Raw genomic sequence first — 23,600 nt, forward strand, 5'->3', positions numbered from 1 at the left:
GCTTGCCTATGAAGGAAGAGATAAGTACTATTGTTATAAACTCAACAATAAAGTGTGAAGATTGAAAAAAGAACAACGACAGATCGGCCATACAATGAAAGGTATCAATACCCCAGGGCAGCCCTGGACTCAGGAGGCGTTGCCTCCTTTTCCGCCCCAAGGGACGGGGTATCTCACCTTGCTTTCCCGGCACTCGCTCCAGAGAGGAACCTTCCTGCTGATTCCTTTCCTCTCGCTCCGTTGGGGAATAAAGACACTCTCACAGCTCCTCCAGGGGAGCATGACGACGATGGTGAACCTTGAAGATGAGTGCAACGGCACTGTTGTGCAAAGTCGCCTTCTTGGGTATTTCGCTCATTATAAGAAAATCTGTTTACTGCAAAGCGAATTGCAACAGCAATTGAGTATCCATCGTTCAACCATAGCCAATATGCTCAAGGGAATGGAACGAGATGGCTTAATCCTGAGGAAAGGAACGGAAGAAGCAGGTGGTCCTGAGAGAGACAGCAATGATTCAATGCCCTAGAAAAGAACAACGAGCGCAGTTCTTCACAATTACTGATCAAATCAGAAGGAATTTGGAAATAATATGTTTGCAGAACTACGAAAACTGACAGTAGGATATCGGCGTCCAACCATCCTCACTATGGTATTTGTTACTTTGGAAGTAATCATGGATGTCATTATTCCCTTTCTCATGGCGTTTCTCATAGACCGAGGTATTGATGCAGGGAATTTTGATGAAATCCTCAAATGGGGTCTCTTGCTCCTTCTCTGCGCATCAGTAGCACTCCTTTTTGGGGTACTCTCAGGCCACTATGCTGCTAAAGCATCTACTGGATTTGCAAAGAATGTACGAAAGAAACTGTACCATCACACACAAGATTTCTCATTTTCCAATATCGACAAATTTTCTACCAGCAGCCTGGTGACCCGACTTACCACCGACGTCACCAATGTACAGCGTGCTTATCAGATGATCATCCGAATAGCAGTACGCAGTCCGGGCATGCTTGTGTTTGCCTTCTTTATGGCGGTGTCCATAAACAAGACCTTGAGCTTGGTATATCTCGTCGCACTCCCGCTGCTGGCTATTGGGCTCTTCTTCCTGATCAAGGCTGCCTACCCCATCTTTACTCGGGTATTCAAGACCTATGATCGGCTCAATACAGTGGTTCAGGAAAATATCCGGGGAATCAGGGTGGTTAAATCATTTGTCAGGGAAGCATATGAGGTACAGAAGTTTGGTGTTGTATCTACTGACATCTATAATGATTTCAGCAAGGCCGAGAAAATCATCGCCTATAGCAGTCCCCTGATGCAGGGGATGATGTACCTCAGCCTCCTTTCTATCAGCTATATTGCAGCCCGATTGATTGTCTCCTCCTCCATGACCGCAGGGGAGTTGATGAGCTTCATCACCTACACTTCCCAGATTCTCATGAGCCTGATGATGCTCTCCATGGTTGTGGTTATGATTACCATCAGCAGGGCCTCCGCAGTACGAATTGAGGAAGTTCTTACCGAACAGAGTGATCTGGCTGAGCAAAAGGATGCTATCACCAAAGTAGCCGACGGTTCGGTTTCTTTTTCCCATGTCTACTTCAGTTATACCAAAACCAAGGAAAAGTGTTGTCTCTGTGACATCAACCTCGATATTGCCAGTGGACAAACCATCGGCATCCTAGGACCTACCGGTAGTGCGAAAAGCTCCCTCGTCCAGTTGATTCCACGACTGTATGATACCTTCAGCGGTTCGGTAAAGGTTGGAGGGGTGGATGTACGGGACTATACACTGGAAAGTCTTAGGAAGGAGGTCGGCATGGTACTGCAGAAGAACCTTCTTTTCAGTGGGACCATAGCAGAAAATCTTCGTTGGGGTAATGAACATGCTAGTGATGAGGAGCTGAGATGGGCTTGCCGCATTGCCCAGGCCGATGGATTCATACAGCAATTTCCAAATGGATATGAGACCTACATTGAACAGGATGGATCCAATGTATCTGGAGGGCAGAAACAGAGGCTGTGCATTGCACGGGCATTGCTTAAGTATCCAAAAATCCTCATATTTGATGACTCAACCAGCGCTGTTGACACCAAAACAGATGCTGCCATCAGGGAAGGCTTGCTGCATGAGCTACCTGAAACCACGAAAATTATTATTGCGCAGCGAGTAACCTCGGTAATGGATGCTGACAAGATCATCATGCTCGATGATGGAAGAATTCACGATGTAGGTACCCACCAAGAGCTGATGGATCATTGTTCCCAATACAAGGAGATGTATTGCAGCCAGATGCATAAGGAGGAACGAGCATGAACAAGCCAAACTCCAAAATGCTTACATTCGATTGGCCAACCTTGAAACGTCTTTTCACCTACATCTTTGTACCATACAAGCTACGCTTTCTCGTTGTCTTGGTCTGTATCCTTGTCAGTGCTCTTGCATCAGTTGCGGGATCATTATTCCTGCGAATCTTGATCGATACCTATATCGTACCGATGGCACAAAACCCTGAAACCGCCTCCTTTGCCCCGCTGATACAGGCACTTCTGGTGATGGCAGCGATTTATGCTGCAGGTGTCATTGCAACATTTATGTACAACCGTTTGATGATCACCATAGCCCAAGGAACCTTGAAAACTCTTCGTGATGGAATGTTCATCCATATGCAGAAGCTTTCAATCAAGTTCTTCGACACCAAATCCCACGGGGATCTGATGAGTCTGTATACCAACGATACTGATACACTCAGGCAGATGGTAAGTCAATCAATCCCGAACTTCGTCAACTCAATCATCACGGTATTGGCTATCTTCTTTGCCATGCTTTTTACTAGCTGGCAACTGACACTGGTTGTCCTATTCTCACTTGCGATAATGCTGAAAATCTCCTCTTTTGTTGCAGGAAAAAGTGGCGCACACTTTGTTGAGCAACAGAAGTCAATCGGAAAAACCAACGGCTATATAGAAGAGATGATCAATGGACAGAAGATCATCAAGGTCTTCACCTATGAGCAGAAAGCCAAAGAACGCTTTGATGTATTGAATGAAGAAATGAACAACCATGCATTCAATGCAAACCGGTTTGCCAACATACTCATGCCGATTATGGGCAACATCAGTTACATCCAGTACGTCCTGGTCGCAATTGTTGGAGGAATATTGGCAATTAATGGCATAGGGGCATTAACCCTGGGAATCATCGCTGCCTTCCTTCAGTTAAGCAGGACGATCAACATGCCAATCAACCAGATGGCGAACCAACTGAATGCCGTCGTGATGGCACTGGCAGGAACCAAACGTATCTTCGCCTTGCTTGATGAGGAACCGGAAGGAGACGAGGGATTCATCACCTTGGTCAATCTCTCAGAGACAGGGGAAGAGACACCTGAGAGAAATGAACGGTGGGCTTGGAAAGATCCCCGTACAGGAACACTCACTGAGTTGAAAGGTCAGGTCTCCCTCACCGGTGTAGACTTTGGGTACACCGAAGAGACCTTGGTGCTCAAGAACATTACCATTCACGCAGAACCTGGGCAGAAAATCGCCTTGGTCGGTGCTACCGGTGCTGGCAAGACCACCATCACTAATCTGATCAATCGCTTCTACGATATTGCTGATGGTAAGATTCGCTACGATGGAATCAATATCAACAAGATATGCAAGGCTGATCTACGACGCTCACTGGGTGTAGTACTGCAGGATGTTCATCTCTTCAGTGGAACGGTCATGGATAACATCCGCTATGGCAATCTGGAAGCAGGCGATGAAGAGGTGATCAAGGCAGCAAAATTGGCCAATGCCGACTCCTTCATTGCACACCTTCCCCAAGGGTATCAAACGCAACTCAGCGGCGATGGTTCCACGCTCTCGCAGGGACAGCGACAGCTCATCTCCATTGCACGTGCCATTGTGGCCGACCCCCCTGTCCTCGTGCTTGATGAAGCAACCAGCAGCATCGATACCCATACAGAGGAAGTGGTTCAGAAAGGGATGGACGCCCTCATGGAAGGCAGAACGGTATTTGTTATCGCCCACCGGCTCTCGACCATTCACAACGCCGATGTCATCATGGTGTTGCAAATGGGAGAAATCATTGAGAGGGGAACCCATGCAGAGCTCATGGCTCTTGGGGGTCAGTACTACCGTCTCTATACTGGTGTTTTTGAACTGGAGTAGGCCACCAAGACAATACCTGCAACTACCAAGGGAAGTGCCAAAAGATATTGCAAACGGAAAATCGACTCTCCTAAGAACAATGCAGAAAGAAATGTTCCTGCTACAGGTATAAGGAAATAGAATACCGTGATGGAACTCACTTTGTTGTGTTGAAGCAACATTGTCCATATGGAGAATGTAATTGCACTCAGCGAAGCCATATACAACAACAAGACATATCCTGCAAGCGTACTGGTGGGAAAGGATGCTCCCTGTGTCAATGCCAGTGCGAGCAAGATGAGACCACCAAGGAAGAGTTGCATGCTGGTAAGTAGTACCGAATCTATCCTCCTGCTTACCCGTTTGCTGTACAGTGCCCCTGCACTGGTGAGAAAGGCAGCAATTACCACGAATCCCTCTCCTTTTAAGGAGAAAGTAATCCCCAGATTGGGCTCAAAGTTCACCATGACCACCGATAAGAACCCTAGTAAGATACCTAAGCCCTTCCTCTTATTGATGTGGTCATTTGCATATACCCAGTGTGCAAGCAATGCACTGAAAAATACTGAAGAGGAGCTCAGAATCGAACTCTTGGCACCGGTGGTATAGGAGACTCCAATGTAGAAAAAGATAGAATAAATGGCAGTCTGTAACAATCCAAGCATGAGAATCTGAACCCAAGACTTGCCCTCCAATGTCCTGAAGCGTTGTTTCTCTCCTTGTTGGAAAAATCTGAAGAGCAGTACGAGTAGTCCGGCAAACGTGAACCGAAGACCTGCAAATGCCACCTTTGCAGCAGTATCATCAGGACCAACCAGGAACAATTCATACCCCAACTTTATTGAAGGATAGGCACTACCCCATAGGATTGCGCAGAGACTGGCAAGCAGGGAAGCGATCAAGGGACGGCTCAAGGGTGACGGTTTCAATGGTTGCATGGGGGAAGCTCCTTACAAAAAATCGCCAATTCCTGTAGGGAACCAGTACGGTAGCTGGCAGTTGATTTATTGGTACTGTTTATCAAGCAATCAGTAACCAGATACACCTCCATACCCAAGGTCTGGGCAACCATATCTTCTTCAACATCGTTGCCGACCATAAGACAAGAAGAAGCTTCCTTTCCAATCTGCTGTAGTATCTGACGGTAGTATCCGAGATTTGGCTTGGCATGGTGAAAATCTTCATAGGTGGTCACCAAAGAGAATTGAGACGAATCCAGGCTTGCCCAATCAATGCGTGCTTTGGTTCCCTGCCAAGGAAAGAGCGGAGTGGTGGCCAGTACGACGGTGTACCCTTTCTCCTTCACCTCATGCACAATCTCCCTTGCCAATGGGGAGGGAGTTGCATGACGCTTCAAGAAACCAAACTCATGTTCATAGAATGAAGCAAAGCGTTCATTGAATTCTTCTGCATCGATTCCACTGACCTCTTCGAAGACCAGGTCGAATCGTTCCTTGTTTGTTAAGGTTCCATCATTCTGGACCATGGCGGTAATACCGCTCTGCAATGCAATGGCAAGCATCTCAGATGCATAGCCAAGGTCCTGTCCCTTTCTCACAAAACGAGAGAAGTAGTCTTGGATGAATTGATCTTGATCAAGCGGCAACAAGGTGCCATCAAGGTCAAAGAGTATTGTATTGATAGGTTGTTGTGTCATTGTTCGCAGATGATACGCTCTTTACAGGAAGGCGTCAATGAATAGAAAAACCCCCCAGGGAAAAGGAGGTTAAACCCTAGGGGGAACAAAAGGAGGTTAGAAAAAATCCGATTTCGTTGCTAACCGACCCAACGGGTGCAGAAGCATGTCGTTCTCTTTCTGAAACAGACAATAGTACATAACTAATATTTTAATCAAGAGGGTTTTTAAAGTTTTTACATTTTTTTAATTTTCCTTTTGATTACTGGATAGTAAGTTATGCTACTAGCTTTCAATCTTTCTAAAAATTATCCAAGGTTTGAAAAAATCCTTTACATACTGTCTTTAAAATGTATCGAATGACGCACGTACAGATTGTAAGCTTGGAAAAGCAAAGCCTTACTCTCCTGGTACAAGTTTCTTGCCTAGTCGAAGTTGAAGTTCTTCATCGACAGTGGTTGGCGGGTATTCTCCAGCACATCTCTCCATAAAGAGCCTTCCAGATCCACATGATTGCGGCTGGAGACTGCCAAGCTGATTGGTAAGTGAATAAAGCGGTTGTGAAGCAGCCCAATCAAGGCTTGGGTCTTTCCTGCCATTGCAGCATGAACGGCATGAGCACCAAGACGAGCACAGTAAATCGAATCATAGGAATCGGCAGAAGCACTGCGGATGATATAGGAAGGATCAATGTACTTAACATTGGTCTCAATACCCTCTTTCTTGAAATACTCGATGATCTTTTCCTTGAGAAATACTCCGATATCATGGTACTTCACATTCCCTGATGCATCCTTTTCTCCAGTTTCAGGAACCAAATCCTGCCCTGCTCCCTCACTGACCAGAATGACCGCATGGCCACGGTCCAGCACTCTTCTCCTGAGATGCTCAAGCAATCCATTAGGACCATCCAGGTCAAACGGATTCTCGGGAATCAGACAAAAGTTCACATCACTCTGGGCAAGGGCAGTCTGGGCGGCAATGAACCCTGATTCACGCCCCATCACTTTTACAAGGCCTATACCATGGACGGAGTTCTTCGCTTCCACATGGGCACTACGGACCACAGGTACAGCCATCTGCACTGCAGTATCCACCCCGAATGAGCTCTGGATGAACGAGAGATCATTGTCGATGGTCTTTGGGATTCCAATGATTGAAATCTTCAATCCCCGCTTCTTGACCTCTTCATAGATTTCCCATGCACCTCTGAGCGTCCCATCCCCTCCAACAGTGACAAGAATATTGATATTCAGTCGCTCAAGGGAGTCAACTATCTCTTCAACCTGCTTGCCCCCACCACGAGCGGAACCAAGGATTGTACCACCTTTCTCCTGGATGTCATCAACAACATCCGGGTCGAGGGGCATCAAAGGCCAGGGGCTGTTCTCGAGCAGACCCTGATAGCCAAACCGAATACCACTGATCCTCCGGACCCCGTAGCGGTACCAAAAACAACGTACCACAGCCCTGATTACATTATTCAAGCCTGGGCAGATTCCGCCGCAGGTAGCGATGGCAGCATGCACATGGGCAGGATTAAAATAAATCTTTGAACGAGGACCTGCAAGTTCTACAGTCTCTTCATGCCGTGGAACGGGATGTCCATCCTTATCAATATCCGTGTCGATGCCATACAGAATATGGTCACTATCATCCACATAATCTGCCTGCCCATCGTTCTGGGTTGAGCTCATGATAATCGGGGAGGAAATTTTCGCTACTCCCAGACTAGGTATGGAGAAATCCATTTTCTTATTCATTACACCTCGCCTCCATGTTCATCATATTCTTCAAGCAGCAAACCCAGTTCTTTCTTGAACAGGGAAAAAGGAGAAGAAAGGCTCCCTTTGGCCTGCTTGTTGAATTGTCGATATAATGCAAGGAACTGTACAGCAAACTCCGTCAGTGTCGCACCTTCACGACTCGCTCCACCTTTTCGTCGATTGAGAACAGGAACTCCAAGACCTTTTTCCAGATGCTGGACCATTGCAAACGCCTTGGAGTAGGAGATGCCCAAAGCAGAAGCTGCCTTGCGCAACGAGTTCTGTTGCTCAACTTGCTCGAGCAGCCACAACACCCCGATTCCCATAAATTTATTGCCTTCCTCATCGACGAGGTAGAGCTTCGCTTTTAGTTCCATGCTTCTCCTGCCGCCTGGTACACAACATCTACCAGTTCAGCTATTCTATCACATTCTACTGAACAATAGGCAAGTCTAAGCGTAACATCGGCGATATTGATGCACCCTACCTGATAGGTATCGAGTAAATGCCTGCGAAGTTGCTCGGCACTCCCCTTGCAATCAAAAGCCATGAAGTAACCACTATTGAACGGATGCGGCTTGAGCAAATCACTACCCTCGTGCTTCTTCAATGCTTCCTTGAGTGTACGGTAGCGCTTCTCCATCTCAATCTTGGCAGCTTGCTTGTCTGCCTCATAGTGCTTTCCAGAGCGCATTGCCTTGAGCAGAAGGCTCTGTCCAGGGCGGTCACAGTTGGAAACAGTACTCCTGATGATGCCCAAGGTCTTTTTGTTCAAGGCATCGTACTGTTCTTCATTCAGATTCTTGCTCCCGTAGGTGATGAATCCAATACGGAATCCCCAGACCATCTCTTCCTTGGTAGCGGCATCACACTTGACCGCGAAAATATTGGGGTGAGCATCACAAAGGAGTGCAAACAAACTCTGGGTAGCCGAGTCTTCCTCAAAAAAGAGGCCAAAATAGGCATCATCACTGAGCACCATCAGCTGCATACCCTCTTCTGCAAGCGAAACAAGGGTGTCTGCAATGGCCTGCATCTCTGTCTTGGTTGGAGTATACCCGGTCGGGTTGTTCGGGAAGTTGAGTAAAATACGTGCCTTTCTCTCTGGAATTGCAGCAAGTACCTCGCGCATTCCCTTCACATTGAACCCCCCTTCTGGGGTATACAGATCAAAAGTCTTGATTGAAGCGTTCGTCTGATGGGCAAAAATCAGCTCATAGTTGTCCCAAGCAAGGTTGGGAATCACCAAAGTGTCCCCTTCCTGGACAAAAAGCTGAGCCATCAGCTGCAGGCCATGAGTCAACCCGGAGGTAACAACCGGAAGGCTGAATGTCTTTCCCTGCAGGCTGGGGTTCTTGACGACCATCTGTTCTTTCCACAATGCCCTGAGGGCGGGATCTCCCCCACCGGGTGCATAGGAAAATAATTCGGAGGGTTTGAAGGCGTTCTCAGTAAACTGATGGTAAATGTCTGACAAATACATCGGTTGCCCCCCGGATGTAGCCATCCCGATAGTGGCATTGAACCGAGTGGCTTTTTTGCCGGCTTCGGCGCTTTGGGCGACAATTCCCTTGGGGAAAAACATCCTTCGTCCTACGTCGGAGAGCATTGCGTCCACAATAGTACCCTGCAACGTCTCATTCAGTTCTTTGGCTAGTACATGCATAATCTGTCCTCCAATCATGGGTATGTATATACGTTTTCGGGAGAAATGTCACTAAAACAACCCTAAAAAGAGAATTCTCCTTGCATTTCTTCACGCTTCTTTGCTCCTTCCCCCAACATCGCCAGGAAGGTTTCTTCGTCCACAATGGTTATCCCAAGTTCCTGGGCTTTTTCCAGTTTACTTCCCCCCCCACTGCCGGCAAGCAGGTGGGTAGTCTTGTTTGTTACGGCACTGACAGTCCTGCCACCCCGCTTGACTACCTCATCCATGGCCTTAGAGCGGGGATTAAAGTGTTCGAAGGAACCAGTGACGCACCACACCTGACCTGAAAAGCTCTCATCCACCAAGGCATGTTCTTCTTCCCTCTCCTCCATTGCCAAGCCGAAGCTTGCCAACGCCGCGATCCGCTCCTGCATGGCAGGATTATTCAATGCATCGATGTAGAGCCTTGCACTCTTCTCTCCGATCTGCTTGATACTGGTAAGCCTTTCCACATCCTGACGCTTGGCAACATCAAGAAGCTTTTCCATGCTGTCTAGACCTGACTCAATCAAAATCTGTGCACCCTTCTTACCCAGTTCGGGAATTCCCAAGGAGATCAACACTTGTCTGAAACTCCGTTTCTTGGATTGTTCCACCCCTTTCTCAAGCAAAAGGATCTTCTTCTCTCCAAACCCATTCAAATCACCGAGGACCTTTCGATAGTCAATCCTGTAGATATCGGGGACATCCTGCAGGACCCCTTGTTCGATTAAAACAGCGGCAGTTTCAGGACCAAAATTATCAATATCCATGCCATCCTTGGAAATAAAAAATTCGATACGACCCCGAACTTGTGCAGGACATTGGCTATTGGGACAGAAGGTATGCGCTCCCTTTTCCACCAACGCCGTGCCACAAACAGGACAGAAGGGATCCATCGTGTACACCCCCTTGGAATCCTCATTCTTCTCGATAACCCGTTCTACCGCTGGGATAACATCCCCCCTACGGGAAATCTCCACCACATCCCCCAGTGCAAGTTCCAACATATTGATGTAATCCTGGTTGTGAAGGGTAATGCTACTGATGGTGGAGCCAGCTACCTGCACAGGCTTTACCCGTGCGACCGGGGTCACCCGTCCGGTTCTCCCTACCTGTAGATCAATGGAAAGCAAGGTTGTCTGGGCTTGAGGAGATTCAAACTTGTACGCCATAGCCCACCTCGGGTGATGAGCTGTATAGCCGAGCTGAGATCGAACATCAAGCTCATTCACCTTGGCAACCAGACCGTCTATCTCATACCCGAGCGAAGCACGTTTACTGGTGTGTTCCTTGATATAGGAAGCAATATCTGCGTATGCACCGGCATACCCTTTTAGACCTGCTGCACCAAGCTGGCGTTTTGCCTGCTCTGCATCTTTGGTAAAGTAGGCAAAATTACTGTTGATCCTAAAACCGTAGGAGGAGAGTTTACTGAGAATGGAGAGATGGTCCTTGAAATCTGTCTCACCCTCCCAGAATCCCTCATATACAAAGATTTGAAGAGGTACCTTGGCCACTTCACGGCTCTTGATCCTTCTGATGGTTCCCGCAGCAAGGTTCCGTGGATTTGCATAGGGAACCTCCATCTGGGAGTTGAGCGTTTCAAACTTGTCTTTCGGAAGGTAGACCTCTCCCCTGACAGCAAGGGTCACCGGCTCATTTAAGCGCAAAGGAATGGAAGCGATAGTCTTCACATTAGCCGTTACATCATTGCCGATTGTCCCGTTTCCACGCGTAACGGCCCGAACTAGATACCCTTCCTCGTAGTAAAGCACAATGGAAATGCCATCAATCTTCTCTTCAATCACAATCCCAAGATCCCGGGAAACCTTGGTTTCGGTCCGTTCAATCCAAGCAAGCAGCTCACTGTCAGTATATGCTTTATCAAGGCTCAGTACCGGTATGGTATGGCGGACCTCGGGGAACGTTGCATCCAGATCACTTCCAACCCGCTGGGTGGGGGAATCAGGGAAGCGCAAGGATGGATATTGATTTTCCAGATATTGCAGTCTGTCAAAAAGACGATCATATTCTGTGTCGCTTACCAAGGGCTGATTATCGACATAGTATGCTTTCTGATAACGAGAAAGCTGTTCTATCAGGGAACGAACTTCCTCCTGGTGGGATTCATCATAGGTATTCATGCATCTGATTGTACGGCTTGCACCCCTGCCTTGCAAGCAGAGTAGGCGGCTTCTCTCATTGCCCTTGGAGGCGGTACATGGTATCTTTCATACTCGAGAGGGGAATATCGCATGGCAGAAAAACGATCATCGACAGGCAAGGTAACCACCCTTCATGGCTATATCGTCACCTCATCGGTCGATGCCGGCCGAATAGAGGAAATATCCCTACCTGCATTAGACAATAACTTTGTATTGGTCACCACCCGGGATATCCCCGGTACCAACCGCGTACGCGTCTTGGATGCCTCCACCCCTCTGCTCACCTCCTCTACCATTTCCTATTATCAACAACCCATCCTTGCTCTCTTTGGCTATGATACGGAATCTGTCCAGCTGAAAAGCAAGGAGATCAATATCTCCTACCAACTTCCCAGTCGGGAGGAACCCGCTCCTCAGCAGGAAGTAAAACCATTCTCCTACCAATTCGGCAACTTGGAATCAGCAACCAAGGAGGAAGGATTGGAGGTCCTGGAGCGGACCTATCGCTATAGCGGCAGCAATTATGAGAGTAATACTCTCTCACGAATCAGTGTCGTGCTGGAAGATGATATACTGCATATCACTACGCCAACACAATGGCCAAGCCATGTCAGGGAGACCGTGAGTGATGTAACCGGCATTCCCAAACGCCGCATTGTAATCCATCGAGAACCTTTTTTTGCACCGCATGATGAGATGCTCATTACACCAAGTACCATGTGTGCTATCGCCTCTGTTGCCTGTCTCAAAGGCAACTGCCCTGTTGAAATTCTCCTCAATGCGGAAAGCTTCCGCCCCGATCTCACCATCAAGAGAAAGACCTGGTACTTCAAAGATGGTCGCGTTCAAGCTGAATCTATCCTGGTGGCAGTAGACCAAGGGAGTGTTTCAATGTTCAGCGATGAGATGGCAAACCAGCTCATTGCCGGCTTGGTGCCACTGTATCCGCTCATATCGCTGTCCATCAGCATCACCTTCAATACCTCGCGAAGAAGACCAGCACATTTCTTTGGTGACCTAGGCTACAGCGATGCCCTCTGCTCTACCGAGACCCACTATAGCGCTTTGGCAAAACTCAGTGGGTACAATCCCCTAACCTGGCGATTGAAATTTGCCTCTGAGAGTTCCACTCACAGCCAGGTGATCCGCTCAGACAAATATGCAAAACTCAAGGAATTGATAGCTACCGTCAGTGATTCAAGTGACTTCCAAAGGAAAAATGCTGCTTATGAGATGCAGGCTCAAATGCGAGTCAAACTCTCAACATTCTTCAACTACAGCAGGGGTGTTGCCCTTGCCTGTGGTGCAGGTATCAGCGGCTTCAGCAGTGAGTGTCGTTCCCTACCACAGCAACCTGTACAGATTACCCTCAAGCCAAACAACAAAGTCGAAGTAAACACTTCCTTCTATACCATTGGCTCGAGCGCTGAGATATGGAGGCAGATTATCAGTGAGGAGCTCCAGGTTGCAAAAAGTGACATCTCCTTTGTTGAGGAACAAAAAGAGATGCTTGACAGCGGCCCCTCTGTATTGTCCGCAAATAGCGGTAGAATGCCTCAGCAGATTCAAAAGGCTTGCAATCAAATCAAGGAAAAACGGTTTGTCCAGCCGTTGCCCATCTGCGAGAGTGTACTCTCTCCTAAACAACCTGGCATGAAAGGTTCCATGTTTCTCAGCAATAGCTGGGTAGCAACTGTCCTGGAACTAGAGATTGATTCGGTCACGTTGCGGCCCCTGGTAAGAAGGGTCTGGTGTGCAGTATCCCTTTCCAGGGTATTTGAGGAGCAGAGCCTGAGAAGCAAGATCCGCCACACGATTGTCACCACCCTCAGGGAAGCAGGAGCACTCCTGAGCCATAGCGATACGTTTACTATCGAGATCACCATAAAGGATGAGGGACAGCAGATTTCCTCTTCAATCACCAGTGCTTTGAAAGGGGTAATCACCAGTGCGTTTGTCTCAGCCCTGGAACAAGCCCTCGGTTTTCCTGTTGGAAAAATCCCTGTAGATGGAAACACCCTGCTTGGAGCTCTGCGAGGTAATGTATGAAGATAGAATGCACTATAGATGGGAAGGCTCTCTCTCTCTCGGTCAACTCAAACAAACCACTCTCGCTCATCCTCATGGAGGATGTGGGAATCAAGAGCATAAACAGCCATTGCAGGGGAAATGCCTGTGGAAACTGCATCGTCTTGCTTAATGATGAGGCTACCCTCTCCTGTGTCATCCCGGCGTTCCGCCTCAAGGATGCCACGGTTAAGACGTTTGACAGTTATCAGAAAACACGTCTGTACCGCGATATTGAGCGGGCTTACAAGGCTACAGGAAACACCCCGTGTCCCAATTGTTACGCATCCAAGACACTGATCATTGAATCTATCTTGCAAGAGATGACAAACAGCACCCGTACCAGGACATTTGGAAGAAACAATCTGTCTCTACCAGGAACTCAAAATGAAGATAATTCCTTGAACAAGGAAGCTATTATTCAGGAACTCAGCCTGAATACTTGCCAGTGTATGGATATGGCTGAATTACTGCAAATTGTTGAAATTGCCCTAACCTATAGGAGGCGAAAACGTGTACGAAGGCATTAGGTCTCCTGTCATCCATACCCCCAAGACATTAAACGAATTTGCTACCATCGCCCACCGCTATCCCCAAGCCGTCATCTGGGGAGGTGGTACCTATTTGATGAGCCGAAAGGATTATTATCCAAGTGAGATCAAGGATGGCATCATCAATCTTGGGGAGTTGGATGAACTGAAGCGAATCACCAGAAATGATCGCTTCGTTGAAATCGGGGCCATGGTCACCGCAAGTCAGTTGTTGTATGCAGGAAAACTGGTCCTCCCTGAAATTCTCCAGAAGACACTGCAAAGCCAAGCCTCTCAGATTGTGAGGAGGCAGACCACCATAGGGGGAAGTCTGTGTGTTCCAGATATTCGCTTGGGGTTATCCACCACGCTTGCTATTCTCGACGCAAATGCCGAAGTAAAGTACTACCAAGGGGGAAAGACAACCACTCATTGGATCCCGATTGCGAAGCTCTATGACAAAAGCGGAAACCTGTTGCTTGGCCCGCAGAAAGCCCTGCTGACAAGAATTCGCATTGGCTTGGAATATGGTGATTTCCAACGGTTCATTATTGTTGAAGACCCTATCCGAAATACTGATGAATGTGTTATAGTTGCCTTTCAAGCAACCCGTGCACAAAACACCATTTCCAAGGTACAATTTTGCACAACCTTCCCAAACAAGGCCTATCATATCAGCAAGGACCTTGTTTCGAAATTGTCGGGACAGACCCTCCCGATTCATCCAGAACGGGTCAATACGCTCTCTTATGAGCTGGTATCTGAATTGAGAAAAATGCAGGGAGCGATTAGCGAACTACAGCTTGAGCGTGCCAGGAGAATCTTCGAATCCTTCTTGCATGAACTCAATGCCCAAACGTTCTCCTCCTGATGCTTGGAGCATATGTACATGGCTGAGTCTGAACGAGAGTACACCGAGATGCAGAGTAATTTCATCCACCTGCACAACCATACCGATTTTTCCCTGCTTGATGGAGCAGCCCCGATTCCTCGCTATATGGCAAAGGCCAAAGAATTGGGAATGAAGAGTCTTGCCATCACTGATCATGGGAACATGTTCGGGGCCCTCCGTTTTTATTACGCTGCAAAGGATGCTGGGATTAACCCAATCATTGGTTGTGAGTTCTATTGCAACCCAAAGGGCCATACAGAACGTCCTCTTCCAGGAGGGAAGAAGACCAGCCAGTACCACCTCATTCTCCTTGCGATGAATGAGAAGGGGTACCATAACCTGATGGAACTCAACTCGATTTCCTATACTGAAGGGTTCTATTTCAAGCCACGAATTGATGACGAGTTACTCATCGAACACAATGAAGGGTTGATCTGCCTCTCAGCCTGTCTTGGCGGAGAGATTCTGCAACATCTGCTCAATGACCAGTATGATCTGGCAAAGGAGAGGGCACAGTGGTTTGCCTCTGTCTTCGATGACGGGCGCTACTACTTGGAGATGCAGGACCACGGACTACCGGAACAGAAGAAAACCAATCCCTTGCTGAAACAGATCAGTGATGAGACAGGCATACCCTTGGTCTGTACGAATGACATCCATTATATCGAGAAGAGTGATGCCAACGCACAGGATCTCCTGCTTTGTGTTGGCACCAACTCCAAGAAAAATGACCCGAACAGGATGCGTTTCCCCAACCAAGAGTTCTACATGAAGAGTGAGCAAGAGATGCGTGAACTCTTCAAATGGTGTCCCCAAGCGATTGAAAACACTGCCAAGATTGCTGAACGCTGCAATCTAGAGATCCACTTCCCGGGTCCTCTGCTCCCCAACTTTGAAGTTCCTCCCGGCTTTCGTGACACTGCAGAGTATCTCCGCCATCTCTCCAACGAGGGACTGAAGAAACGCTATGAAACGATAACCGAGGATTTGCAAAAACGTCTGGACTACGAACTTGATATCATCACCAAGATGCAATTCGAAGGCTATTTCCTCATTGTCATGGATTACATCCAGTGGGCAAAGAACCATGACATTCCCGTCGGACCTGGGCGCGGATCAGGTGCAGGGTCGCTTGTTGCTTACTCCCTGGGCATAACCGATGTCGACCCAATCAAATACAACCTGCTTTTCGAACGATTCCTCAATCCTGAACGGGTTAGCATGCCTGACTTCGATATTGATTTCTGCTATGAGCGAAGGCAGGAAGTCATCAACTATGTCACCGAGCATTACGGGACCGAACGAGTCGCCCAGATAGCCACCTTTGGAACCCTGAAAGCAAAGGCTGTGGTGAAAGACGTCGCCAGGGTATTGGATATCCCCTTCGAGGAATCAAACAATATCTGCAAACTCATCCCCGATGACCCAAAGATGAATTTGACAAAGGCCTTCGCCCAGAACAACGAATTGGCTGAGCTGGAGAAAAAGGGAGGTGTTTACGCAGAACTCTTTGATGCAGCACGGAGGCTTGAGGGGTTGAACCGTCATACATCCACCCACGCAGCAGGGGTGGTTATTGGCAAAGAGAATCTACTCAACTATGTCCCACTCTACCGTGATGCAAAAACAGGTGCCATCTCCACCCAATACTCAATGGATTTGATTGAGGAGTGTGGGCTGGTAAAGATGGACTTCCTGGGACTCAAGACACTGACCTTGATCAAGCATACCGAGGACTTGATTAAGAAGAAGGACCCCTCCTTCAATGCAAGTAAAATCGATGAACAAGACGAAAAGACTTTTGCCATGCTTGGCAGAGGCGAAAGCAATGCTGTATTCCAGTTTGAAAGCCAGGGGATGCAGAACATCCTCAAGGAAGCAAAACCCAATGACATAGAAGACCTGGTCGCATTGAACGCCCTCTATCGCCCCGGACCAATGGCTTACATACCGCAGTTCATCAACTGTAAACTTGGAAAACAACCCATAACCTATGCGAACCCTGAACTGGAAGAAGAACTGAAAACCACTTACGGAGTCATCGTCTACCAGGAACAGGTAATGAAGGTAGCCCAGATTATTGCCGGCTACTCGCTGGGCAATGCTGATATCCTCAGGCGTATCATGGGGAAGAAGAAAGTCGCAGCCTTGGAAAAGGAGAAGGTGAAGTTCATTGCAGGGGCAAAAGCCCTTGGAAGAACCGAACAACATGCCATCGAGATTTTCGAGATGTTGGAACCTTTTGCGGGGTATGGATTCAACAAAAGCCATGCTGTGGCCTACTCTGTGGTTGCCTACCAGACCGCATACCTAAAAGCAAACTATCCCTCTGAATTCTGGGCTGCCAACCTCACCAATGAGATGGGCAATCCAGATAAGTTCAGTGAGTATTTACAGGTCGCAAAAGATAATGGACTGGAAATTCTTCCTCCTTCGATCAACTACTCCGACAAACACTTCTCTGTTGTGGAGGGAAAGATCGTCTATGGACTTGCAGGCATCAAGAATGTTGGAGAAGGAATCGTTGAACTTATCGTAAAGGAACGGGAAGAAAACGGGCCGTACAAAGACTTGCTTGACTTCCTCACCCGCCTGGATACCAAGGCAATGAATACCAAGCTTCTGGAATCCCTGATCAAGGCAGGAGCCTTCGATACATTGGGAACCAACCGCCCCACCCTGCTGGAAAATCTTAGCGATGCTATCACCTATGTACAGAAACGAAAAGAAGCTACTGCATTTGGGCAGATATCGCTCTTCGATGAGGAAACAGAGGCAGCCATGGAGACATTTTCCATGCGCGAGGTGCCTGACTGGAACCTTCCCGAAAAGCTGGAAATGGAAAAAGGATTGCTCGGGTTCTACATCTCTGGACACCCCTTGGATGCTTTCAACCAAGCAATTGCACAACGAGTGACGGTGAATACCGCTAAGTTGGAACAGGTGCCCTTCGGCCGGCAGGTTAACATCATTGCCATGGTCACAGGTATCAGGCCATTCACCACCCAAAAGGGCAGTGTTATGGGCTTCCTGCAACTCACCGACAAGAATGCGACCTTCGACGCAACGCTCTTCCCAAAAACCTACGAACAGTATCGAGACATCCTCAAGGTGGATGGCATCTATGGATTTGTGGGGAAATTTGACAACTCCCGAGGCAATGATAAGATTTCTTATCTCATCGAACAAATTTTCGTTGATCCGAACCAGCTCTCCCCGGTGGCGGTAAGCAGATGCCATATTGAACTGGAGAAATCTTTCTGCAACAATGAACACATCACACAGCTTAGGGACCTTTGCCTCTCCTATGGTGGGTCCTGCTCCCTCCTGCTCCACTTCAAGGAAGAGGGAGAAGCGTCCCCACTCAGTATTGCCTGTGGTAGAGAGTTCAGTGTACGCTATTGTGACGAATTAGTGGAAGCAACAAAGAAAAATCCTGCTATCTTGCATATTTGGTTCGACTAACGGCAAAAAGTTCGGTATCTTACTAGGTGGAGGAACGCGATGAACCAAACCTATTACGAAAGTGGTATGACAGCAACAGCTGGAGGGAATGTCTTGATGAGCATCGCCTCGATTGCAGCAAGCTTGCTCTCATTCTACTCCTTATTGATCTGGCTCAGGATCATCCTCACCTGGATCAGGGTACCTGGACAAACACGAGAAAACCCACTTGCCTACTATATCGGCAAGATTGTTGACCCCTATCTCTCTTGGTTCAGGGGAATCTCAAGCCTCAGGCGCAGCCATATCGACCTTACCCCGCTGGTTGCCCTGGCAGTCCTTTCGGTTGTGCAATCCATGCTCCGCCTCTATGGTGCCTATGGAACCATTACCGTGGGTATGGTTGTTGCCTTGATCCTCCAGACACTCTGGTCTTATTTGGTAAGCCCAATTTTTTGGTTCTTAATCATTCTTTTGGGCATCCGGCTCTTTTTGTGCTATAAGCGGAGTGCAAAAACCATCAGTTACATAACTATGTTGGATTCCTTGATCGGTGGTGTTTTGAACTGGGTCCAGAGAATCTTCTACCACAAGCGTGCAATCAACGACCGACAGCTTGTCACCACAGCTCTGGTCTTTTTCATCGTTCTCTATATTGCTGCATCATTCGCACTTAGGTTCCTGTTGAACTTCTTTGGGACGCTCTCTTTCTAAGCCATGGAGTTTTTGAGGAACCTGCAACGCCCCATCACCACCTTGAGTGGAGTGGGACCTGCTGCAAAGACCTCCTATGCTGAAATGGGAATCACTACATTCAGTGACCTCTTGCTGCTCTCTCCTAGAACCTGGGAAGACCGTAGCAGGGTCCATCCCTTGGGAAGCACCCAGGACAACCAGATGGCGAACACCCTGGTCGAAGTGCTCTCTCATTCCTACTTTGGGATGCGAACGGGTAAGAAACGGACCCTAAAAATTATGGTACGGGATGTCTCGGGCCAGGGAGATGGTCGTTTGAGCTTACTCTGCTTTGGCCGGAATTTCCTGGAAAAGACAATACAGATCGGCAGAATCTACTACCTCTATGGAACTGTAAGCAGGCATCATGGAGAACTGCAGTGCTCCCAATTTGAATTGTATCCAGCAACCGAAGATGGTGACTTTCCCAGGCAGTTTGGCAAGATTCTTCCCATCTACCCCTTGCGAGGCTCCTTGAGTCAGCGTTTGATCAGGAAGAATATCCAGGAGATTCTGAAAAGTGTTAACCACTTCCATGATGAGTTACCTGAAAGTCTGCAAGAAAAATACCAGCTACTCTCTACTGATGAGGCAATTCGAAGCTACCACTTTCCGCCAACCATAGAGCTCCTGAATCAGGCACGAAAGACCCTTGCTTTCACTGAACTCTTCTACCTCCAGCTTATAGTACGCAGGCACAAGGGCCTGCAACAACGACTCGCCAGTCAGGGCCCGAGCATTCCCACCAAACTTGAACTGCACTTTATGGAGCAGCTTCCCTTCAGTCTGACAAAAGATCAGATGACCAGCTTGAAAGAGATCAGGGAAGATCTTGATGGGGAGTTGCCGATGAACCGGCTTCTCCAAGGAGATGTTGGTAGTGGTAAAACCCTTGTAGCCTGGATCAGTGCCCTCCATGTACTTTCCCATGGTGCCCAAGTTGCATTCATGGCTCCAACGGAGCTGTTGGCACGCCAACATGCAGAGTCAGCAGCAAGCCTGCTTGGAGATTTGGGAATCCGCCTCGCTTTTCTCACCGGTTCAGTGAAAAACAAGGAAAGACGCCTATTGCTCAAGGCGATAGCGGAAGGGCAAGTAGACATCATCATTGGCACCCATGCACTTTTCTCTGCTGAGGTCAGCTTCAAGAACCTGGCGTATGTCATCATCGATGAACAACATCGATTCGGTGTGGAACAACGGCTCGCATTGACACAGAAAGGGACAGTCCCTGATGTGTTGCTGATGACAGCCACCCCGATTCCCCGCACGCTTTCCCTTACGGTTTTTGGAAATCTCAATGTTTCCACCTTGAGGACCATGCCACCAGGAAGAAAGCCTGTAATCACCCACCTGGTCAATGAACAAAGTCGAAGGCGGATGTACCAAGCTGTAGGGGTCGAATTCAAGCGAGGTCACCAAGCATACTTCGTCTACCCAAGAATTGATGACAGTGGACAGAGTGACCTGAGAGATGTCATCTCGATGTATGATTTTCTCAAACAAGAGTATCCTGATGTACCCTCTGAGCTGATCCATAGCAAACTTGATGAAGAAGAAAAAGTCACAATCCTTAAAAACTACCAAGCTGGAAAAATTGGGTATCTGGTCTCCACCAGTGTTGTCGAGGTCGGAATCGACATTCCCAATGCAACTTGCATGATCATTGAACATGCAGAGCGCTTTGGGCTCTCCGCCCTTCACCAGCTGAGAGGAAGGGTCGGCCGCTCTGAGCTGCAATCCTACTGTTTCCTCGTCTTCTCAAATGAGTTGACCGATGAAGCAAAGCAACGTCTCAAGGTCATGAAGGAATCGAATGATGGGTTTTATATTGCTGAGCAGGACCTCTTGATCAGGGGGCCTGGAGAGTTGACCGGAACCAAACAGTCAGGGTACCTCAAGCTCGCCTACGCATCCTTAACCGATGATCTCCCCCTCATCGAGATTGCAAGAGAGGAAGCAGACCTCATCCTTACCACCGATCCAGGGCTTCTTGCCCCGCCGCTTGCAAGTATCAGGGAAGTACTTCGCCACGCTCCACCCTTTACCGCGGAAGGAAGTGAGGCGTAACTTGCACATTTCTACACAATTACCTATCATCAATCCCATGAGGCATAGAATATGAGAATTACCGGAGGAATCTATCGGGGGAGGACCGTCGCGTGTCCGCCAGGTATCATCAGACCTGCCATGGACATGATGAGGGAGTCTCTCTTCTCAATCCTGGGAAATCTGGAAGGAAAAACCTGGCTGGATCTATTCACCGGGAGCGGCTGCGTCGGTATCGAGGCAGCGAGCCGGGGTGCAGGCTTGGTTCACTTGGTGGAAAAAGACCGGCAGAAAAAGGCCACCATCCTGGATAATATCAGCATGGTGGAGAGCGAAATCAAGCTCTTTATGGCTGACGTCAGACGCTTTATCCCTACGGCAAAAATGCAGTACGACATTGTGTATGCAGATCCTCCCTTTCCAATGCAAGGCAAGGTTGACCTGGCAAAGGCAGTGGATACACAAAAACTGCTTAGTTCTGGAGGCTTGTTCATCATACATTACCCATCAGAAGAAAAGAAACAGTGGCCAGAAGCGATAGGTGCCTTGGTCTGTTATGATGAGCGAAAATATGGAAGAAGTACACTACGATTCTATCGGAACACCACGGGGGAGGAACAAGCAAATGTATGATGCACTCGTAACCATTGACGAGCAGAATGTGGCACACAGCACATTTACTACCTACAGCTATGAGACCGATTGCTACACTGATGCCCGTCTGGCCTTCTATTTCCAGATTATACAGGAAGCAGCAGGAGCCCATGCAGCAAGCAGGGGATACTCTCTTCCCGAGATGAACAAAGAAGGGAAAACCTGGGTAATCACCCGAATTCGGATGGAAGTATTCCGCTATACCCATTGGCCGGAAGTTCTGAAGGTGGAAACCTGGGCACAGGATCCGATCAGGTTGCATATTCCTCGTGTGGTCAGAGCCTTCGATACAGAAGGAAATCTGATTTTCATTGCCAAGACCCACTGGGCGATTCTAGATCTGGAACGTAACAGGCCGTGCAGACCGAAGGATATGTCCTTTCGTATCGGTATTCCCCCTAAGGATGATAGTGAGCACTCATTGGACATGCATCTTGAGAACAACCACCATGGGGAAGATGCGGATCTTCATCAATTGACCGTCCATTCCCCCAGGATTACCTACCTCGATACCGACCGTAACCAGCATGTGAACAATATATCCTACCTCTCATGGGCTTTGGAGAGCCTTCCCTCCTCCTTCCGTAACCGCCTCAAGGTAGCGGAGGTGGACGTATCGTATCTGCGCCAGACCTTCCTTGAGGATACAATCGTCGTATACACCGAGAGCAAAGACCCTGATGCATTAAAGAAGGATGAACCACTGTTGCACCACAGGATTATCCGAAAAGAAACAGATGGGACTGAAACACTGGTATGGGTGGGATCCACACGGTGGAAAGCACGGGAAGATCTTAGATAAAGACCTTCCGCAAGGAAGGCTCCTTGCCTAAAAGCAAACCGATGGACTCTCTTACCGGATAGTATCCATGCTTGGAGTTGGCGCTATAGTAGCAATACCAGCAAGCCTCTTCCTTCTTATAGCGGACATCACAACTGACAATATACCGGCTAGCCCACCCTTCCTTCGGAGAGACCAAGAGGGGGGACCGGAAGGAAGGCTTGAAGGAAATCCCATCTCTGCTCTCCAATTGCAGCAGCACGGAAGCGGTTTTTGCACACTCCTTATCCCAATACATTGCACATTCAAACCCAACATAGCCATCCTCAGCACGTACTACCTTGATACTTCCTACCGCCATGCTCCGATACGGATCATCTGGATCCGGGGAGAGCAGAGGTTCTCCCTCGTTCGCAAGAGCATATGGTCCTTCAATAGTTGAAGCAAGAGCAAGGGCAAAATAGCGGCTGGTCTTCTGCTTCGTGTCAGGAAGCAGCAGGTGGGAGGCTCCAAAATACAGTCGATACCCTGCTCCATCCTTGATAATCTGAGGTCGTGAAATCCTTGGCTTCTTCAACCCGTCTGCAGAGAAGGGTATCTCCCTACTATCCAGTATAATCTTAGGCTCACTGAAAAGTATCAAATCTGTAGAGGAGCACATTTCAAACCGGCTATAGCTGACCTTCTCCTGCTCTCTACGCTTCAGTCTTCCTTTCTTCAGATTAGGTAATGAGGCATTATGTTTCTCGTACAGGAGGTAATACACCCCATCCTCTTGATAGATTGAGGGGGAATGTCCCCGTAAAGCAACCATTTTTCTTGGTTCCCAGCTGATCCCATTCTCACTGATGAAGTGTTCAATACCCACCCAGGTGTGACCAAAGAGATGCCATTTCCCATCAGGACTCTCCTCAGGGAACAGAAAGAAGGGATCACAAAGCCTAGGCATGTACCAGAGGCTTCTGATGACTGGTTCATCACTGAATGGATACCAAGAAATTCTAGAGAATGTGGAGAGGCTCTGGTTCAT

At 48.2% G+C, this 23,600-nt stretch carries 19 protein-coding genes; 12 read left to right on the plus strand and 7 right to left on the minus strand.

Features of this window, described 5'->3' with window-relative positions; all coding sequences use genetic code 11:
- The first annotated feature begins 54 nt into the window (after nt 1–54).
- The 4 genes from DYP60_RS14030 to DYP60_RS10525 all read left to right on the plus strand — a co-directional run bounded on the left by DYP60_RS14030 (nt 55) and on the right by DYP60_RS10525 (nt 4,182).
- Nucleotides 55–303, plus strand: coding sequence for a hypothetical protein (locus tag DYP60_RS14030; RefSeq protein ID WP_133299332.1), 249 nt, complete (start codon nt 55–57; stop codon nt 301–303).
- Nucleotides 290–526 carry a MarR family transcriptional regulator gene (locus tag DYP60_RS14035; protein WP_133299333.1) on the plus strand — a complete coding sequence of 79 codons (237 nt, stop codon included), beginning with the start codon at nt 290–292 and terminating at the stop codon, nt 524–526. The genes DYP60_RS14030 and DYP60_RS14035 overlap by 14 nt, the downstream gene beginning before the upstream one ends.
- A 63-nt stretch (nt 527–589) precedes the next feature.
- Nucleotides 590–2,320, plus strand: coding sequence for an ABC transporter ATP-binding protein (locus DYP60_RS10520; RefSeq protein ID WP_117330972.1), 1,731 nt, complete (start codon nt 590–592; stop codon nt 2,318–2,320).
- On the plus strand, nt 2,317–4,182 hold the full coding sequence (locus tag DYP60_RS10525) for an ABC transporter ATP-binding protein (protein WP_117330973.1): 1,866 nt from the start codon (nt 2,317–2,319) through the stop codon (nt 4,180–4,182). The genes DYP60_RS10520 and DYP60_RS10525 overlap by 4 nt, the downstream gene beginning before the upstream one ends.
- Here DYP60_RS10525 and DYP60_RS10530 read toward each other — a convergent pair.
- The 6 genes from DYP60_RS10530 to ligA all read right to left on the minus strand — a co-directional run bounded on the left by DYP60_RS10530 (nt 4,155) and on the right by ligA (nt 11,397).
- Nucleotides 4,155–5,099, minus strand: a complete 945-nt coding sequence (locus DYP60_RS10530) for a DMT family transporter (protein ID WP_117330974.1) — start codon at nt 5,097–5,099, stop codon at nt 4,155–4,157. The genes DYP60_RS10525 and DYP60_RS10530 overlap by 28 nt on opposite strands.
- Nucleotides 5,087–5,818, minus strand: coding sequence for an HAD family hydrolase (locus DYP60_RS10535; protein WP_117330975.1), 732 nt, complete (start codon nt 5,816–5,818; stop codon nt 5,087–5,089). Before DYP60_RS10535 ends, DYP60_RS10530 begins: the two co-directional genes overlap by 13 nt.
- 404 nt (nt 5,819–6,222) lie before the next feature.
- Entirely contained in the window at nt 6,223–7,560 is a 1,338-nt protein-coding gene (locus tag DYP60_RS10540) for an ATP-dependent 6-phosphofructokinase (protein WP_117330976.1), read from the minus strand.
- Nucleotides 7,560–7,940, minus strand: coding sequence for a winged helix-turn-helix domain-containing protein (locus DYP60_RS10545; RefSeq protein WP_117330977.1), 381 nt, complete (start codon nt 7,938–7,940; stop codon nt 7,560–7,562). The genes DYP60_RS10540 and DYP60_RS10545 overlap by 1 nt, the downstream gene beginning before the upstream one ends.
- The gene (locus DYP60_RS10550; protein ID WP_117330978.1) at nt 7,931–9,229 is read right to left on the minus strand and encodes an aminotransferase class I/II-fold pyridoxal phosphate-dependent enzyme; all 1,299 of its coding nucleotides are present in this window, start codon (nt 9,227–9,229) and stop codon (nt 7,931–7,933) included. The genes DYP60_RS10545 and DYP60_RS10550 overlap by 10 nt, the downstream gene beginning before the upstream one ends.
- 62 nt (nt 9,230–9,291) lie before the next feature.
- The gene (gene ligA / locus DYP60_RS10555; RefSeq protein WP_117330979.1) at nt 9,292–11,397 is read right to left on the minus strand and encodes an NAD-dependent DNA ligase LigA; all 2,106 of its coding nucleotides are present in this window, start codon (nt 11,395–11,397) and stop codon (nt 9,292–9,294) included.
- A 111-nt stretch (nt 11,398–11,508) separates the two neighbouring features.
- Here ligA and DYP60_RS10560 point away from each other — a divergent pair, with 111 nt between their 5' ends.
- The 8 genes from DYP60_RS10560 to DYP60_RS10595 are packed head-to-tail and all read left to right on the plus strand — an operon-like array spanning nt 11,509 to nt 22,591.
- On the plus strand, nt 11,509–13,467 hold the full coding sequence (locus DYP60_RS10560) for a molybdopterin cofactor-binding domain-containing protein (protein ID WP_117330980.1): 1,959 nt from the start codon (nt 11,509–11,511) through the stop codon (nt 13,465–13,467).
- Nucleotides 13,464–14,015, plus strand: coding sequence for a 2Fe-2S iron-sulfur cluster-binding protein (locus tag DYP60_RS10565; RefSeq protein WP_117330981.1), 552 nt, complete (start codon nt 13,464–13,466; stop codon nt 14,013–14,015). Before DYP60_RS10560 ends, DYP60_RS10565 begins: the two co-directional genes overlap by 4 nt.
- The gene (locus tag DYP60_RS10570; RefSeq protein ID WP_117330982.1) at nt 13,999–14,886 is read left to right on the plus strand and encodes an FAD binding domain-containing protein; all 888 of its coding nucleotides are present in this window, start codon (nt 13,999–14,001) and stop codon (nt 14,884–14,886) included. The genes DYP60_RS10565 and DYP60_RS10570 overlap by 17 nt, the downstream gene beginning before the upstream one ends.
- A 48-nt stretch (nt 14,887–14,934) precedes the next feature.
- Nucleotides 14,935–18,372, plus strand: a complete 3,438-nt coding sequence (gene dnaE, locus DYP60_RS10575) for a DNA polymerase III subunit alpha (RefSeq protein ID WP_420820492.1) — start codon at nt 14,935–14,937, stop codon at nt 18,370–18,372.
- 39 nt (nt 18,373–18,411) lie between these two features.
- Nucleotides 18,412–19,065: a YggT family protein gene (locus tag DYP60_RS10580; RefSeq protein ID WP_117330984.1), complete on the plus strand. Its 654-nt coding sequence runs from the start codon at nt 18,412–18,414 to the stop codon at nt 19,063–19,065.
- Nucleotides 19,066–19,068: 3 nt separating this feature from the next.
- The gene (recG, locus tag DYP60_RS10585; RefSeq protein ID WP_117330985.1) at nt 19,069–21,156 is read left to right on the plus strand and encodes an ATP-dependent DNA helicase RecG; all 2,088 of its coding nucleotides are present in this window, start codon (nt 19,069–19,071) and stop codon (nt 21,154–21,156) included.
- A gap of 51 nt (nt 21,157–21,207) precedes the next feature.
- Nucleotides 21,208–21,768, plus strand: coding sequence for a 16S rRNA (guanine(966)-N(2))-methyltransferase RsmD (gene rsmD, locus DYP60_RS10590; RefSeq protein WP_117330986.1), 561 nt, complete (start codon nt 21,208–21,210; stop codon nt 21,766–21,768).
- Entirely contained in the window at nt 21,761–22,591 is an 831-nt protein-coding gene (locus DYP60_RS10595; RefSeq protein ID WP_117330987.1) for an acyl-[acyl-carrier-protein] thioesterase, read from the plus strand. The genes rsmD and DYP60_RS10595 overlap by 8 nt, the downstream gene beginning before the upstream one ends.
- On the opposite strand, the gene DYP60_RS10600 is transcribed toward DYP60_RS10595, so the two are convergent.
- Nucleotides 22,584–23,600 carry a glycoside hydrolase family protein gene (locus DYP60_RS10600; protein ID WP_117330988.1) on the minus strand — a complete coding sequence of 339 codons (1,017 nt, stop codon included), beginning with the start codon at nt 23,598–23,600 and terminating at the stop codon, nt 22,584–22,586. The two genes, DYP60_RS10595 and DYP60_RS10600, sit on opposite strands and share 8 nt — an antisense overlap.

It is taken from the genome of Sphaerochaeta halotolerans (assembly GCF_003429665.1).
GTDB lineage: Bacteria > Spirochaetota > Spirochaetia > Sphaerochaetales > Sphaerochaetaceae > Sphaerochaeta > Sphaerochaeta halotolerans.